A 14,089-nucleotide genomic window follows, 5' to 3' on the forward strand; every position below is an offset into this window, starting at 1 on the left:
CCGCAGAGGCCATGACCCGGGAACCGCACGAAAATTCGGCGTATCACCTGCTGGATGCAACATTTTTTGTCAGTCTGAAATATATAAAAAAAACTTATCATATAGTAGGTATTATCGATTTTAGTTTTCAGTTTTTGTCAAATTACTGTCATGGAAGCAAATTAATCGAAGTGCCGCACAAGAATGGCGCATCTGTCATAATCAACACAACAGAGGAACACATGAAAAAAACAACATCCAAGTTCGCCGCGATCGTAGCCGGTGCCATCATGGCCACGGCCGCCGCCGCGGAAACCGAGCTGACCGTTTACACGGCTGTCGAAGCAGAAGATCTGGCGCGTTACGCTGAACAGTTCAACGCGGTGCATCCAGATATCAAGATCAACTGGGTTCGTGATTCCACCGGCATCATCACCGCCAAACTGCTAGCCGAGCGCGACAACCCGCAGGCCGATGTGATCTGGGGTCTGGCGGCAACCTCGCTGCTGCTGCTGAAGTCCGAAGATATGCTTGAGCCCTATGCGCCGGTTGGTGTCGAAAAGCTGGATGCGAAATTCGTCGACAGCGGCGATGTACCAAGCTGGGTCGGCATGGACGCTTGGGTTGCTTCGGTTTGCTACAACACCGTCGAAGCCGAAAAAGCCGGGCTGACGCCGCCAACCTCATGGAAGGACCTCACGGACGAACAGTATCAGGGTCACGTGATCATGCCGAACCCGAATTCGTCGGGCACCGGCTTCCTGGACGTGTCCAGCTGGCTGCAGATGTTCGGTGAAGAAGGCGGCTGGGAATACATGGACGCGCTGCATGAAAACATCGCACGCTATACCCACTCTGGTTCCAAGCCTTGTAAGCTGGCTGCCGCTGGTGAGATTCCGATCGGTATTTCATTTGCATTCCGCGGCGCAAAATCCAAGGCCGACGGTGCCCCGCTGGACATCATCGTTCCCAGCGAAGGTGTTGGCTGGGACATGGAAGCAACCGCGATTGTCGCGGGCACCGACAAGCTGGAAGCCGCTCAGAAACTGGTGGACTTCTCGGTGACGCCTGAGGCCAACGAGATGTATAACGTTGGCTACGCGGTTGTTGCTTACCCCGGTATCGCAAAGCCGGTTGAGCACTTCCCCGAAGGTCTGCTGGACGCGATGATCGACAATGATTTCGAATTCGCCGCCAACAACCGCGCCGCCATCCTGAAGGAATGGCAAGGGCGTTACGACGGCAAGTCCGAACCCAAAGAATAAACCACTCACGTCGGAGGGGCTTAACGCCCCTCCGGCCTTTGGATAAACTCCCCCCTACAACTCAAATGAACGGCACAGCGAATTTCTGGCCACTCTCTCGTCATGGCCGCTGTGCAAAGCTCAAGGACCACTCCCCGTGCTTAAGAAAACCTCTCCCGGTGATCTCTATCTGAGTATCCAAGACCTCTGGAAGGCTTTTGGCGATTTTCTGGCTCTCCGGGATATTTCTCTGGACATTAACGAGGGCGAATTCATCTGTTTTCTGGGACCCTCGGGCTGCGGGAAGACCACCTTGCTGCGCGCCATTGCGGGGCTGGATTTGCAAACCAAAGGCACGGTTATGCAGGATGGCAAGGATGTGTCGAACTTGCCCCCCTCCGAACGTGATTTCGGAATCGTATTCCAATCTTATGCGCTGTTCCCGAATCTGACGATTGAAAAGAACATCGCCTTTGGCCTGGAAAACACGGGCCGGAGCAAATCCGAGATCGCTGTACGTGTGGCCGAGTTGTTAAAATTGGTGGGCCTGCCAGATCAGGGGCGCAAATACCCCGCCCAACTCTCTGGGGGGCAGCAACAGCGCATCGCGCTGGCGCGTGCCATCGCCACCAATCCAGGTCTCTTGCTGCTGGACGAACCGCTTTCAGCGCTGGACGCCAAGGTTCGTGTGCATTTGCGTCATGAAATCAAAGAGCTGCAGCGCAAGCTTGGCGTGACCACTGTCATGGTGACCCACGATCAGGAAGAAGCGCTGGCCATGGCTGACCGGATCGTGGTCATGAACCATGGCGTGATCGAACAGGTCGGCACCCCGACCCAAATCTATCGCCATCCGGCCAACCTGTTCGTGGCAGACTTCATCGGAGAAATGAACCAACTGCCCGCCGTAGCTGGCGATGCCGAGACATTGGAATTGGGCGGTTCGACCCTGAAATGCGAGCCGCATGACCTTCAGAAAGGCAACCGCATCGTCGCTGCCGTCCGCCCCGAGGATATCATCCCGCATGGTGAAGGCGCACGTTCACCGGGTGCGCCGGACATTATTACGACGCCGGAAAACGCCTTTGAAGTCACGATTGCTGAGATGGAGTTCCTCGGCTCATTCTGGCGGTGCCGCCTGTCTCATCAGATTTTTGGTGACGAAGAACTGATAGCGGATTTTTCGATCAACGCGGTCCGCCGCCTTCGCCTTGAAGACGGTGCCCGGATGACGATCGAATTGCCCCGAAACCGCCTGATGGCCTTCACCCCGGCGGAGGAAGGTTGATGACCGACACCACCTCTCTACCGGCTGGTCCGATCATCAAGGGCAAGCTGAGCCGCGACGATATCATTATGCGCGGCGGCATGATCATCATCGCCCTGTATCTGGTCGTGACACTGGCGTTTCCGCTTTGGGCGATGCTGTCCAAATCGTTTTCGACCTTTCGCATGGAATTGTCGCAATACGAGTTTCAGGTCAGCGACGACAATGGCGTATTCAGCGGCACCGTACTGAATGGAGCTCAGCTGAATGCCGAAACCGGAGCATATAGCGAACAAGACTTGTCGACCGGCTCGGACGGACGGCTGTCTGTCACTCCGTTTTTCCCGGATTTCAGTTTCCGCAGCCCGGTGATGTACCAGATCCGCAATACCGTACCAGATGGGCGGTTCCTGATCGGGTCCAATCTGCAAACTGGCACCGATTGGGTCGAACTGGATTCGAACACGTTCCGCAGGGTTCAGTTGCGGCCGGTCAAATCGACGGGCGTGGACAACTTCGTCAGCTACTTCTCGACCCCGGCACTGTTCAACTCGATCAAGAACTCACTTTGGATATCTGTCGTCGTTACGATCATAACCGTAACGCTGGCCTTCTGGTTTGCCTATGCGCTGAACCGCAGCTGTATGCGCTTCAAAGGTCTGTTCCGTCTGGTTGCGATGGCCCCAATTCTTGTGCCGTCCCTCTTGCCGGGGATCGCCTTGGTGTATCTCTTCGGCAATCAGGGTATGATCAAGGAACTGCTGTTTGGCGCCAGTATCTATGGGCCTATCGGGATCATCATAGGTTCGGTCTTTTTTACCTTTCCGCATGCGTTCATCATCATTTCGACAGCTTTGGCCATTTCCGACGCCCGGCTGTACGAGGCGGCCGCCAGTCTGCGCTCGACGCCATGGCGGACCTTCTGGACCGTGACCATCCCCGGCGTGCGCTATGGTTTGATCTCAGCTGCTTTTGTGGTGTTCAACCTGGTGATCACGGATTTTGGTCTTCCTAAGGTTATTGGTGGACAGTTCAACGTTCTGGCAGTCGATATCTTCAAGCAGGTGATCGGTCAGCAGAACTTTGAAATGGGCGCTGTTGTGTCCGTTGTTCTGGTGGTGCCGGCGATCCTGGCCTTTGCGATAGACCGGTTGGTGCAGTCGAAACAGGTGGCACTGCTGTCGGCGCGTTCCGTGCCATATCAGCCGAACCCGAACCCAAAAACTGATCGTATCATGCTGGCCTATTGCAGCCTTGTCGCCCTGTTCATTGTGGGCATTCTGGCGGTCTGTCAGTTCGCTGCATTGATCAAATTCTGGCCTTACGATCTGAGCCTGAGCCTGCGCAACTATGACTTCAACCGCATGGATGGCGGTGGTTGGGCATCGTATTTCAACTCGATCAGGATGGCATTGCTGACTGCAGTGATCGGCACTTCGGTCGTGTTTTTCGGCGCCTATCTTGTTGAAAAATCAAACGGGTTCAAAACCGGACGCGCGTTGTTCCAGATGTTTGCTATGCTGCCCATGGCGATCCCGGGAATGGTTTTGGGCTTGGCCTATATCTTTTTCTTCAACAACCCGGCCAACCCGTTGAACGCGATCTATGGCACAATGGCCATTCTTGTGATCTGCTCGGTGACACATTTCTATACCGTGTCACACCTGACCGCAGTAACCGCGCTCAAGCAGATGGACCGAGAGTTTGAATCTGTCTCTGCCTCACTCAAACAGCCGACGATGAAGCTGTTCGCCCGGGTGACGGTGCCGGTCTGTTTGCCTGCGGTGCTTGATATCTCGATCTACCTGTTCGTCAACGCGATGACGACTGTCTCTGCGGTCGTGTTCCTGTATTCACCCAAGACAACACTGGCCTCGATTGCGGTGCTGAACATGGATGATGCAGGTGATATCGCGCCAGCTGCCGCGATGGGTATGATGATCTTCTATACCAATGCCGGGGCCCGCATCCTGCACCTGATCGCGTCGAAGGGCATCCTGCGACGCACACAAGCCTGGCGCAGCCAGTAACGATTGCGATGGACGTCCCTGCAGCTATCCATCTGCGGGGGCGCCTTTCTTGGCTTGAATCTCATTTACAAAATCCATGAAAGCGCGGATCACTTTCACATCACGCCGTTGGGTCATGTAGATCATGCTTTCGCCCATGCGCAGGTCGGCATCCTTCAATTCGATCTCACGTAACCGATCATCGCGACCAAATTCTGCGCGCGACACAAATCCGATCCCTGCCCCTGACGCAACCAGCTCGCGGACGGCCTCGCGCCCCTCGGCAACGATCGCTGGCTTGAGAACGACCCCCCTGCGACTGGCCTCTTCTTCAAGTTTCTGCCGGGTTTTTGACCCGCGCTCGCGAAAAATCAAGGGCAGGTCTTTCAGATCATGAACCGTCAGCGAAGTCATCGTTTTGGGCAGCAATTCACGGCCGGCAAAGGCCACGATACTGGTTTCGCCCAAATTCAGCATGGTCATATCCTTGCCCGGGGACGGGCTGCCCACAATACCGATCTCGGCATTATAGGCCCGTAGCTCTTCAAGAATTTCGTTTGTATTTCCCGATCTGACAACCACGGTGATGCTGGGAAAAGCCGCCCGGAACGGGCCCAGGAAGTCGGTCAGATGATGCGCTGAGTCCGCGATGATGCGTAACTCGCCCTCAATCGCGGCTTTGGATTCGGACAGAAAGTCCTCGATCTGGCTTTCAAGCTCGAAATACTGCTTGGTAAAGCGGAACAATTGCTCGCCCTGAGGGGTCAGAAAGACACGCTTGCGTTCACGTTGAAATAGCAGAAGATCATGATCTTGCTCAAGTTTTCGCACCTGTTCAGAAACCGCAGGCTGGGTCAGAAACAGCGCTTCGGCCGCACGGGAAAACCCGCCATGCAGTGCAACGTGGTGGAAGGCCTTCAACTGGCTGTGGCGCATTTCTCATCCTGTTTATGAATCATAGGGTGATCTTATAATAAGATTGATTTTTGCAATTTTACATATGGGTCTGGGTAATGCACATCTGTTTTCGAAATGCGTAATCGGAGCCTCGAGATGACACAACCTGATCCCGCAATCGATGCCCCTCGCCTGGGTGAACCTTACCTTCTGACGCCTGGACCTTTAACGACGTCTTATGCGGTGAAGCAGGCGATGTTGCGGGACTGGGGCAGCTGGGATGATGATTTCCGGGCGATGACGCGGGATATGCGGTCGCGGCTGCTGGCGCTGCTGGGTGAAGGGGCCGAAGCGTTTGACTGTGTTCCGATGCAGGGTTCGGGCAGTTTTGCGGTTGAGGCGATGCTGGCCTCGTTCATCCCGGAGGACGGCAAGGCGCTGGTGCTGGCGAACGGGGCCTATGGGCAACGCTCGGCGCAGACGTTGCAGTATCTGGGCCGCGATCATCTGGTGCTGGACAAGGGCGATTACCTGCCGCCGCGCGGTTCGGAAGTGGCCGAGATCCTGGCCAAGGACCCTGCGATCACCCATGTGGTTGCGATCCATTGCGAGACGTCCTCGGGCATTCTGAACCCGGTCGAGGAGATTTCCGAGGCGGTTTATGCGGCGGGCCGCAAGCTGCTGATCGACTCGATGTCGGCTTTTGGTGCGATTGAACTCAAACCCTCGGACATCCGGTATGAGGCGATGGTGTCCTCGGCCAATAAATGCATCGAGGGCGTGCCGGGCTTTGGCTTTATCATCGCCCGCAAGGATGAGCTTGAGGCGGCGAAGGGCAACAGCCACTCGCTGAGCCTCGATGTGCATGCGCAATGGGCGCATATGGAAAAGACCGGCCAGTGGCGGTTCACGCCGCCGACCCATGTGGTTGCAGCCTTTTTGGAAGCGCTGCGCGCGCATGAGGCCGAGGGCGGTGTGGCGGGGCGCGGCGCGCGCTATACCCGCAATCGCGACGTGATGGTCGCAGGCATGCGCGAGCTGGGCTTCGAGACGCTGCTGCAGAACCGCTGGCTGAGCCCGATCATCGTGACGTTTTTCTGCCCTGCGGACGAGAAGTTCGTGTTCGACCGCTTTTACGATCTGATGAAGGACAAAGGCTTTATCATCTATCCGGGCAAGCTGACGGTTGTGGACAGTTTCCGCGTCGGCTGCATCGGGCAGATGGATGAGCATGTGATGCGGCAGGTTGTATCTGCCGCCAAGGAAACCCTGGCCGAGATGGGGGTCGCCAGCGCGGCGCCTCCGGCTCTTGCGCTGGAAGAACGCGCCAAACTGGCCGCATAAGAAGGACACTCTCAAATGACCATCCACACCCCCGTGACCGCGAATGAGCGTGTCTATCCGGCCCCCAAAGTGCCTGCCATTGCCATCTGTCTGGACGGCTGCGAGCCGGAATACCTTGAGGTCGCCATCGCCAAGGGCCTGATGCCGACGCTCAAGCGCATCCGCGAGACCGGCACCGACCGACTGGCGCATTCGGTGATCCCCAGCTTTACCAACCCCAATAACCTGTCCATCGCCACCGGTCGCCCGCCGATCGTGCATGGGATTTGCGGCAACTTCCTCTATGACCCGGAAACCGGTGAAGAGGTGATGATGAACGATGTGCGGTTCCTGCGCGCGCCGACCATCTTCTCGCAATTCTACGAGGCCGGCTATCGCGTCGCCATGGTCACCGCCAAGGACAAGCTGCGGGCCCTGCTGGGTGCTGGGCTGAAGTTCGACGACGACCGCGCTGTTGCCTTCTCGGCAGAGCGCTCGGGCGAGACCACCAAGGCCGAGCACGGCATCGACAATGCCAGCGCCTGGCTGGGCATGCCGGTTCCTGAAGTGTATTCCGCCGAACTGTCGGAATTTGTCTTTGCCGCTGGTGTGAAGCTGCTGAAAGAGATGCGCCCGGATGTGATGTACCTGTCGACCACCGACTATGTGCAGCACAAGTTCGCCCCCGAAGAGCAGGGCGCGCTGGATTTCTACGCCATGTTCGACAAGTACTTGGCACAGCTGGATGAAATGGGTGCCGCCATCGTCGTCACCGCCGACCATGGCATGAAAGCCAAGCACGAGCTGGTCTCGAAAGAGCCGTCAGTCATCTACATGCAGGACGTGTTCGACGAGTGGCTGGGTGAGGGCAAGGCCCGCGTGATCCTGCCGATCACCGACCCGTACGTGGTTCACCACGGCGCGCTGGGGTCGTTCGCCACGGTTTACCTGCCCGAAGGCGCCGACCGCGATGAGGTCAAGGCCAAGGTTGCAGCCCTGCCCGAGATGCTGGAAGTGCTGACCAAGGAAGAGGCGGTTGCCAAATACGAACTGCCCGCCGACCGCATCGGTGACCTGACCATGGTCTGTATCGGTGAGCTGACCATCGGCACCTCTGAGGATCGCCATGATCTGGCCGCCTTGGGTGAGCCGCTGCGCAGCCATGGCGGCTTGACCGAGCAGGAGGTGCCCTTCATCGTCAACCGCGTGATCGATCTGGGCAACGCGCCCGATCTGCGCAACTTTGATGCGTTTTTCTACGCCACAACAGCGGCGGCGCAGTAAGCCATGAAGGACCAGACCGTGTCTGAGATCAGAAACGAAGGGATGCGCATTGGCGGCGAGATCGTCTTTACCGACGAGACGGTGCCGGTTCTCTACCCCTACACCAACGAAGTGATTGGCCATGTCCCCGCGGGCAAGGCCGAGCACGCCCGCAAGGCGTTCGAGATTGCAGCGGCGTATAAGCCCAAGCTGACGCGCTACGAGCGCAGCCAGATCCTGCAACGCGCCGGAGAACTGATCGGCGAGCGCCGCGAATATCTGGCCAAATGGCTGGTGCTGGAGCTGGGCATCTGCCACCAGCACGCGATCTACGAAACCAAGCGCGCGCAGGATGTCTATCAATTCGCTGCCGCCGAGGCGCTGAACGATGATGGCGAGATCTTTTCCTGCGACCTGACCCACAACGGCAAGGATCGCAAGATCTTCACCACCCGCGAACCGGTGGGCGCGATCAGCGCGATCACCCCCTTCAACCACCCGCTGAACATGGTCAGCCACAAGATCGCGCCTTCGATTGCATCGAACAATTGCATGGTGTGCAAACCGACCGAGCTGACGCCGCTGACGGCCCTGACGCTGGCGGATATCCTGTACGAAGCGGGCCTGCCGCCCGAGATGTTCCAGGTGGTCACCGGCTGGCCGCAGGATATTGGCGAAGAGATGATCGTCAATGACAAGATCGACATCATCACCTTCACCGGCGGTGTTCCGGTGGGCAAGATGATTGCGGCCAAGGCGGTCTATAAACGTCAGGCGCTGGAACTGGGGGGCAATGACCCGCTGATCGTTCTGAACGACCTTTCCGATGCCGATCTGGACAAGGCCGCGACCATCGCCGTGGCCGGAGCCACCGGCAACTCGGGCCAGCGCTGCACCGCGATCAAGCGCATTCTGGTGCAGGACAGCGTGGCCGACACCTTCGTGCCGCTGGTGCTGGAGAAGGCCAAGAAGATCAAGTTCGGCGACCCGCAGGACCCCGAGACCGAACTGGGCTGCGTGATCCACGACAAGGCGGCGGAAGTGTTCGAGAACCGCGTCTATCAGGCCGAGAAGGAAGGGGCCGAGATCCTTTACCACCCCGGCCGCCAGGGTGCGCTGCTGCCCCCCATCGTGGTGGACAAGGTCCCTCATGACAGCGAGCTGGTGATGGAAGAAACCTTCGGCCCCATCATCCCCATCGTCCGTGTGCCGGACAATGATGAAGAGGTCATGGCGATCTCGAACTCCACCGAGTTCGGCCTGTCGTCGGGCGTCTGCACCAACGACCTGAACCGCGCCATCGCCTATATCAACGGGCTCAACGTGGGCACCTGCAACATCTGGGAACAACCCGGCTACCGCATCGAGATGTCCCCCTTCGGCGGTATCAAGGACTCTGGAAACGGCGTCAAAGAAGGCGTCATCGAAGCCATCAAGTTCTTCACCAACGTCAAAACATACTCCCTACCATGGCCAAGGTGAGGACATAAGAGAAACTTGAATTTCTCCCCAACTCGCGGGGCCCACAAAGGGGCCTCGCGCTTTTGATTTCAGCGGATGCAAGCCAGAATCGAGGATCATATGTCAGTCAGCATCACCCACACCGAAGGCGAGTCCAACACCTCGGATGCGCGCAAATCGTGGTTGAAGTCGTCGATTGGCCCACGTTCTGCGCCGCTGCTGAAACGGGATTCAGACGCGTTTTTGCATCAAAGCCTGTCCAGCCCCTGCGTCAGCACGATCGCCAAGGCTGATGGCATCTGGATCGAGGATATGGATGGCCGCCGCTACATGGATTTCCATGGCAATTCGGTCCACCACATCGGCTATGGCCATCCGCGTCTGGTCGAGGCGATCAAGGCCCAGTTGGATGATCTGCCCTTTGCACCGCGCCGGTTCACCAATGACCCGGCGGTGGAGCTGGCCGAGAAGCTGGCCGAGATTGCGCCCGGTGATCTGGGCAAGACGCTGTTCACCACCGGCGGGTCAGACGCCAATGAGGTAGCGCTAAAAATCGCGCGCGCCGCGACGGGCCGGTTCAAGACCGTCAGTTTCTGGGACGCGTTCCACGGGGCAGGCTTCGGAGCGGCCTCGGTCGGTGGCGAGGCGACGTTCCGCAGCCATATCGCAGGCCCTCTGATGCCAGGGGCCGAACATGTCGCGCCCTTCGCCTGCTATCGCTGCCCCTACAACCACGCCGGGCCTGAAACCTGTGGTCTGGCCTGCGCCAAGATGGTTGAATTCGCTTTGGAGCGCGAGGGGGATGTGGCCGCCGTGATCGCGGAACCCATGCGAGCCGTGCCTTATGTGCCGCCGGCTGGGTTCTGGAAATCGGTGCGTGAGGCCTGTAACCGCCATGGCGCGCTGCTGATCATGGATGAGATTCCCACCGGTCTGGGCAAGACCGGCAAGATGTTCGCTTTTGAGCATGATGAGATCGTGCCCGACATCGTGACATTGGGCAAAGCCTTGGGCGGGGGCATCTTGCCCATCGCGGCTTGCGTCGCCCGTCGCGATCTGGACGTCTGCGGAGATTTTGCAATCGGGCACTATACGCACGAAAAGAACCCTGTGACCGCGCGCGCAGCGCTGACCACGATCCAGATCATCGAAGATGAAGGTCTGGTCTACCGATCCGCCGAATTGGGGGCGCACGCGATAGCGCGCCTGCAAACGGAACTGGCTCATGTCGATATCGCGGGAGATATCCGCGGGCGCGGCCTGATGTTCGGCGTTGAAATCGTCAAAAGCCGCAGCACACGCGAGGCCGACAATGCCTGTGCCGAGCGTATCTACTATGACTGCCTGAATGGCGGGCTGAGCTTCAAGATCAGCCAGGGTTGCGTGCTGACGCTGTCTCCTCCGCTGACCATCAGCCGGGACGATCTGGATCGCGCGCTTGATATGGTCATCGCGGCGATCCGGGATCAGAGTTGACGCGAACGCTCTCGGTCAAACTTTCGTTTCACGGTCATCTGTTCCGCGAGCCGAGGCTAATCTTGAAACATACCAAGAAGCGCCCCACCATCGATGCGTCGTCAGGTTGGCGCCAGTGGTCAATGTCGGGTGACAGAAGGTGGTTGCGGTCTTCGCATGCGTGTGGTGGCGTTTTTGTAGTGAACGCGGTTCTCCATCAGATCCCTCAACCCGCCTGCACCGAACTGACCGAATGGCCGCAGAGCCAAATCCGCAGGCAGATGGCCCACGATAATCTAAAGACCTAAGCGCAGTTATTCCTGTGCTTGCGCCGCCAGCGGTATGGTGCACAACGCCGTCAACATGAGTCATCCAATAGCCAAATATACTGGTCACATTTCTTAGTCTTTTACGCGTGTCAAAGGTTCAGACCCGGAATTCATAAGACCACCGAACCTGCCTCCTTTCTGTTCATTGTGCCGCAACCGACGTCCGCAATTCATTCAAGGCAGGGCTGCCGGGCAGGCGCTGCAATGCCTCGTCCAGTACCCTCAGGGTGGCTGTCGCGCCCGTCCCTTGCTGCCGTTATGCGGATCAGGATAACCCATGCTTCTTCGCGCTGCGGGTCCTTTGTTACCACTTGGCGGAACGCGCTTTTGGCGGCTGGAAAATTGCGCAAGGTCAACGCCATTCCACCCAGAACCATATGCGTTTCCGGAAATTCGATCCGCGCTTGCAAGGACTGTTGCCACGCGGACATCGCCACGCGCATCTGCATCCCGAGCTGGGCCGGGGGATGGGCGATCGGAGTGCCCAAAAGGGCTTTTGCCATCTCGATCTAAACCATTTTGCTAGGATCCGTGAGAACCCGATAAGCCGTTCAACCTGAGTCTGCGCCAGCGCCGCACGTTGAACCGTGATTGCGGCTGCCCGCACCACCGGGTTGGCATCCTCAAGCAGAGGGGCCGCCTGATCGGCGGCATGCTCGTCAGCGCCCTGCGATAGCAACCACAAAGCGGTTGCCCGAATGAGGTCGGGTTGGCCCGGGTCAAGGGCAAGTGTTGTCAGGTCAGGCAGCCGACGCATTTGTTATACATCTTCGACTGCAGAAACGAACCGTACACATAGACTTCGTCCGGAAATTGGCCGTCAGCGTGGTACAGACCGGGACGGAGAAGAGACAGTCTGTAAGCGTCATGAAAACCGGTGCCCGGGACAGAGTTTCCACCGCCCAATGGTTCCCGGCGGGCATGACAAATTGCGCATTGCTGAATCGCGGCTTCGGTTCCGGCGCGCGACAGATCAAAAGAAAACCCATAATCTTTGGACGCGTTCTGGGGCGATGCACCAGATGTCTCCGCCCATTGCACGTGGCGCAAACCGGGGCCGTGACGCGCCTCGCATCCGACGCCGATTCCGCCTGCGTGGATGAATACGCCTGGCGGGTGGCATAAATTCGCTTTTCGTACCCCGTTGCATGGCGTTCGGCGCAGAGCCCGTTCCAGTTCTTGTACGGGCCGGTCCAATGCAGCCCGTCCTCTGGCGGAAGGGTTTGATCTGGATACAGGTAGCACCATCGTTACTCGGCGACATCCCAGACAACGTCAAAGCTCTGCAGCCGACCCGGTTCGGTTTCGATCAGACATTGTTGAAGCGGCGCGACCCCTACCGCTGAATGCACCGTGTAATCATTAATAGATCCATCCGCTTCGTGTAGGCGCACGTGATATCGGCCTTCATCTGTCGAGAACTCATAGCGCACGCCATCATGTTCGAAAGTCGTGCCATCAAGATCAGGCGGCATTCTGATTCATCGTTCGGGCTGCATGACTATATCGCGCACACCCCACCCCGACCTGCGCTGTTGTGGTGCCCGGACCGTGTCGAGGATCATCCACAAAAAGACGCAAGGCGATCCACCCAGCAGGGTCAGACAGACCGACAGCTGCCAGGTTCTTATTGCCTTACGCTATTCATCACAGGTGTAGCGCGCTCGTGGCCAAGCGCTCAAACCGTTCATTGATATCTTAACACTAACACCACCCGGCAGGTCGGAACACTGCTCTCCAGATAATGCATTCTGCACGGCGCGACTGATCCGCCTCATACAGAACGTGTCCCACCCCTGAATTCTAGCGACATCCCGCCGGCGTCAAACACGTGAATATTCTCTCGCATAAGACGTAACCCCAGCGCATCGCCTGATTTCGCCGGAATATTCCCATGTTTTCGCACCATCAACGGGCCAAGCGCCTCCGTTTTTACGTAGATGTTCGTGTCAGAACCCAAGTGCTCGACCACGTCAGCCACCGCATCCACATCGCCAGCGCCCGGTGCCACCACATCCAGATGTTCTGGGCGAATACCGAGCTCTGCCACATCTGGCACATCAGCCCGAAAGACGATGTCCAGCTCGGTACCGTCGGCCATGACAACACCTGCCTCTGATCCGGAAATCGGGATCACATTCATCGTCGGCGAGCCGATGAATTGCGCGACGAATTTGTTTGCGGGGCGTTCATACAGCTCCAGCGGACTGCCGACCTGTTGGACCAGACCGGCGTTCAACACGACAATCCGATCCGCCAGTGTCAGTGCCTCGACCTGATCATGGGTGACATAGATCATCGTCGCCCCAAGGCGTTGATGCAGACGGGCGATTTCCAGCCGCATCTCAACCCTGAGCGCCGCGTCAAGATTTGAAAGCGGTTCGTCGAACAGGAACGCACGCGGCTGGCGCACGATGGCCCGGCCCATGGCGACGCGCTGCCGCTGTCCGCCGGACAAGGCTTTGGGCAAACGATCGGTCAGATGTTTCAAACCGAGGGTCTCGGCAGCCTGCGCCACTTTGGACCTTCGTTCCTCTTTCGGATCTCGGCGGATTTCCATCGAAAACCCCATGTTCCGTTCCACATCCATATGCGGGTAAAGCGCATAGGACTGGAACACCATCGCGATATCCCGCTCGCGTGGGCGCCGGTCGTTCATGCGTTCCCCGTCGATCAGGAAATCGCCACGTGTGATCGGCTCCAGCCCCGCAATCATTCGCAACAGTGTGGACTTGCCGCAGCCCGATGGGCCAACCAGTACCACGAACTCTCCATCTTGAATGTCGAGATTGACGTCGCGCAGAACCTGGACCGAGCCGTAACTCTTGCTGACGTCGCGCAGTTCGATCCGTGCCATTGCGG

At 58.0% G+C, this 14,089-nt stretch carries 11 protein-coding genes; 7 read left to right on the forward strand and 4 right to left on the reverse strand.

Annotated features, from left to right (window positions below; all coding sequences use genetic code 11):
* Positions 1-221 precede the first annotated feature (221 nt).
* From ACR0K4_RS13415 to ACR0K4_RS13425, 3 genes are all read left to right on the forward strand, one after another.
* Positions 222-1,244, forward strand: coding sequence for a putative 2-aminoethylphosphonate ABC transporter substrate-binding protein (locus ACR0K4_RS13415; protein WP_480519044.1), 1,023 nt, complete (start codon positions 222-224; stop codon positions 1,242-1,244).
* 136 nt (positions 1,245-1,380) lie between these two features.
* Positions 1,381-2,511, forward strand: a complete 1,131-nt coding sequence (locus ACR0K4_RS13420) for a putative 2-aminoethylphosphonate ABC transporter ATP-binding protein (RefSeq protein ID WP_480519046.1) — start codon at positions 1,381-1,383, stop codon at positions 2,509-2,511.
* Positions 2,511-4,520, forward strand: a complete 2,010-nt coding sequence (locus ACR0K4_RS13425) for a putative 2-aminoethylphosphonate ABC transporter permease subunit (RefSeq protein ID WP_480519048.1) — start codon at positions 2,511-2,513, stop codon at positions 4,518-4,520. The genes ACR0K4_RS13420 and ACR0K4_RS13425 overlap by 1 nt, the downstream gene beginning before the upstream one ends.
* 24 nt (positions 4,521-4,544) lie before the next feature.
* On the opposite strand, the gene ACR0K4_RS13430 is transcribed toward ACR0K4_RS13425, so the two are convergent.
* Positions 4,545-5,435, reverse strand: a complete 891-nt coding sequence (locus ACR0K4_RS13430; RefSeq protein WP_480854369.1) for a LysR substrate-binding domain-containing protein — start codon at positions 5,433-5,435, stop codon at positions 4,545-4,547.
* Positions 5,436-5,552: 117 nt separating this feature from the next.
* Here ACR0K4_RS13430 and ACR0K4_RS13435 point away from each other — a divergent pair, with 117 nt between their 5' ends.
* The 4 genes from ACR0K4_RS13435 to pbfA all read left to right on the forward strand — a co-directional run bounded on the left by ACR0K4_RS13435 (position 5,553) and on the right by pbfA (position 10,919).
* The gene (locus ACR0K4_RS13435; protein ID WP_480854370.1) at positions 5,553-6,740 is read left to right on the forward strand and encodes a 2-aminoethylphosphonate--pyruvate transaminase; all 1,188 of its coding nucleotides are present in this window, start codon (positions 5,553-5,555) and stop codon (positions 6,738-6,740) included.
* Between the two features lie 15 nt (positions 6,741-6,755).
* Positions 6,756-8,003, forward strand: coding sequence for a phosphonoacetate hydrolase (gene phnA / locus ACR0K4_RS13440; RefSeq protein WP_480854371.1), 1,248 nt, complete (start codon positions 6,756-6,758; stop codon positions 8,001-8,003).
* Between the two features lie 3 nt (positions 8,004-8,006).
* Positions 8,007-9,464, forward strand: a complete 1,458-nt coding sequence (gene phnY, locus ACR0K4_RS13445) for a phosphonoacetaldehyde dehydrogenase (RefSeq protein WP_480854373.1) — start codon at positions 8,007-8,009, stop codon at positions 9,462-9,464.
* A 99-nt stretch (positions 9,465-9,563) separates the two neighbouring features.
* Positions 9,564-10,919: a (R)-1-hydroxy-2-aminoethylphosphonate ammonia-lyase gene (pbfA, locus tag ACR0K4_RS13450; protein ID WP_480854374.1), complete on the forward strand. Its 1,356-nt coding sequence runs from the start codon at positions 9,564-9,566 to the stop codon at positions 10,917-10,919.
* 478 nt (positions 10,920-11,397) lie between these two features.
* Here the strand turns inward: pbfA and ACR0K4_RS13455 are convergent, their stop codons facing one another.
* The 3 genes from ACR0K4_RS13455 to ACR0K4_RS13465 form a co-directional block, all read right to left on the reverse strand.
* Positions 11,398-11,730: a hypothetical protein gene (locus tag ACR0K4_RS13455; protein WP_480854375.1), complete on the reverse strand. Its 333-nt coding sequence runs from the start codon at positions 11,728-11,730 to the stop codon at positions 11,398-11,400.
* Positions 11,731-12,477: 747 nt separating this feature from the next.
* On the reverse strand, positions 12,478-12,702 hold the full coding sequence (locus ACR0K4_RS13460) for a hypothetical protein (RefSeq protein ID WP_480854376.1): 225 nt from the start codon (positions 12,700-12,702) through the stop codon (positions 12,478-12,480).
* Positions 12,703-13,001: 299 nt separating this feature from the next.
* Entirely contained in the window at positions 13,002-14,084 is a 1,083-nt protein-coding gene (locus ACR0K4_RS13465) for an ABC transporter ATP-binding protein (RefSeq protein ID WP_480519066.1), read from the reverse strand.
* Between the last annotated feature and the right edge of the window lie 5 nt (positions 14,085-14,089).

The organism is Ruegeria sp. K11, from assembly GCF_056531905.1.

Coding starts and splice junctions, on each gene's coding strand:
- ACR0K4_RS13415 (WP_480519044.1), top strand. CDS start 222: ATGAAAAAAACAACATCCAAGTTCGCCGCGATCGTAGCCGGTGCCATC.
- ACR0K4_RS13425 (WP_480519048.1), top strand. CDS start 2,511: ATGACCGACACCACCTCTCTACCGGCTGGTCCGATCATCAAGGGCAAG.
- ACR0K4_RS13430 (WP_480854369.1), bottom strand. CDS start 5,435: ATGCGCCACAGCCAGTTGAAGGCCTTCCACCACGTTGCACTGCATGGC.
- ACR0K4_RS13435 (WP_480854370.1), top strand. CDS start 5,553: ATGACACAACCTGATCCCGCAATCGATGCCCCTCGCCTGGGTGAACCT.
- phnA (WP_480854371.1), top strand. CDS start 6,756: ATGACCATCCACACCCCCGTGACCGCGAATGAGCGTGTCTATCCGGCC.
- phnY (WP_480854373.1), top strand. CDS start 8,007: ATGAAGGACCAGACCGTGTCTGAGATCAGAAACGAAGGGATGCGCATT.
- pbfA (WP_480854374.1), top strand. CDS start 9,564: ATGTCAGTCAGCATCACCCACACCGAAGGCGAGTCCAACACCTCGGAT.
- ACR0K4_RS13455 (WP_480854375.1), bottom strand. CDS start 11,730: ATGGCAAAAGCCCTTTTGGGCACTCCGATCGCCCATCCCCCGGCCCAG.
- ACR0K4_RS13460 (WP_480854376.1), bottom strand. CDS start 12,702: ATGCCGCCTGATCTTGATGGCACGACTTTCGAACATGATGGCGTGCGC.
- ACR0K4_RS13465 (WP_480519066.1), bottom strand. CDS start 14,084: ATGGCACGGATCGAACTGCGCGACGTCAGCAAGAGTTACGGCTCGGTC.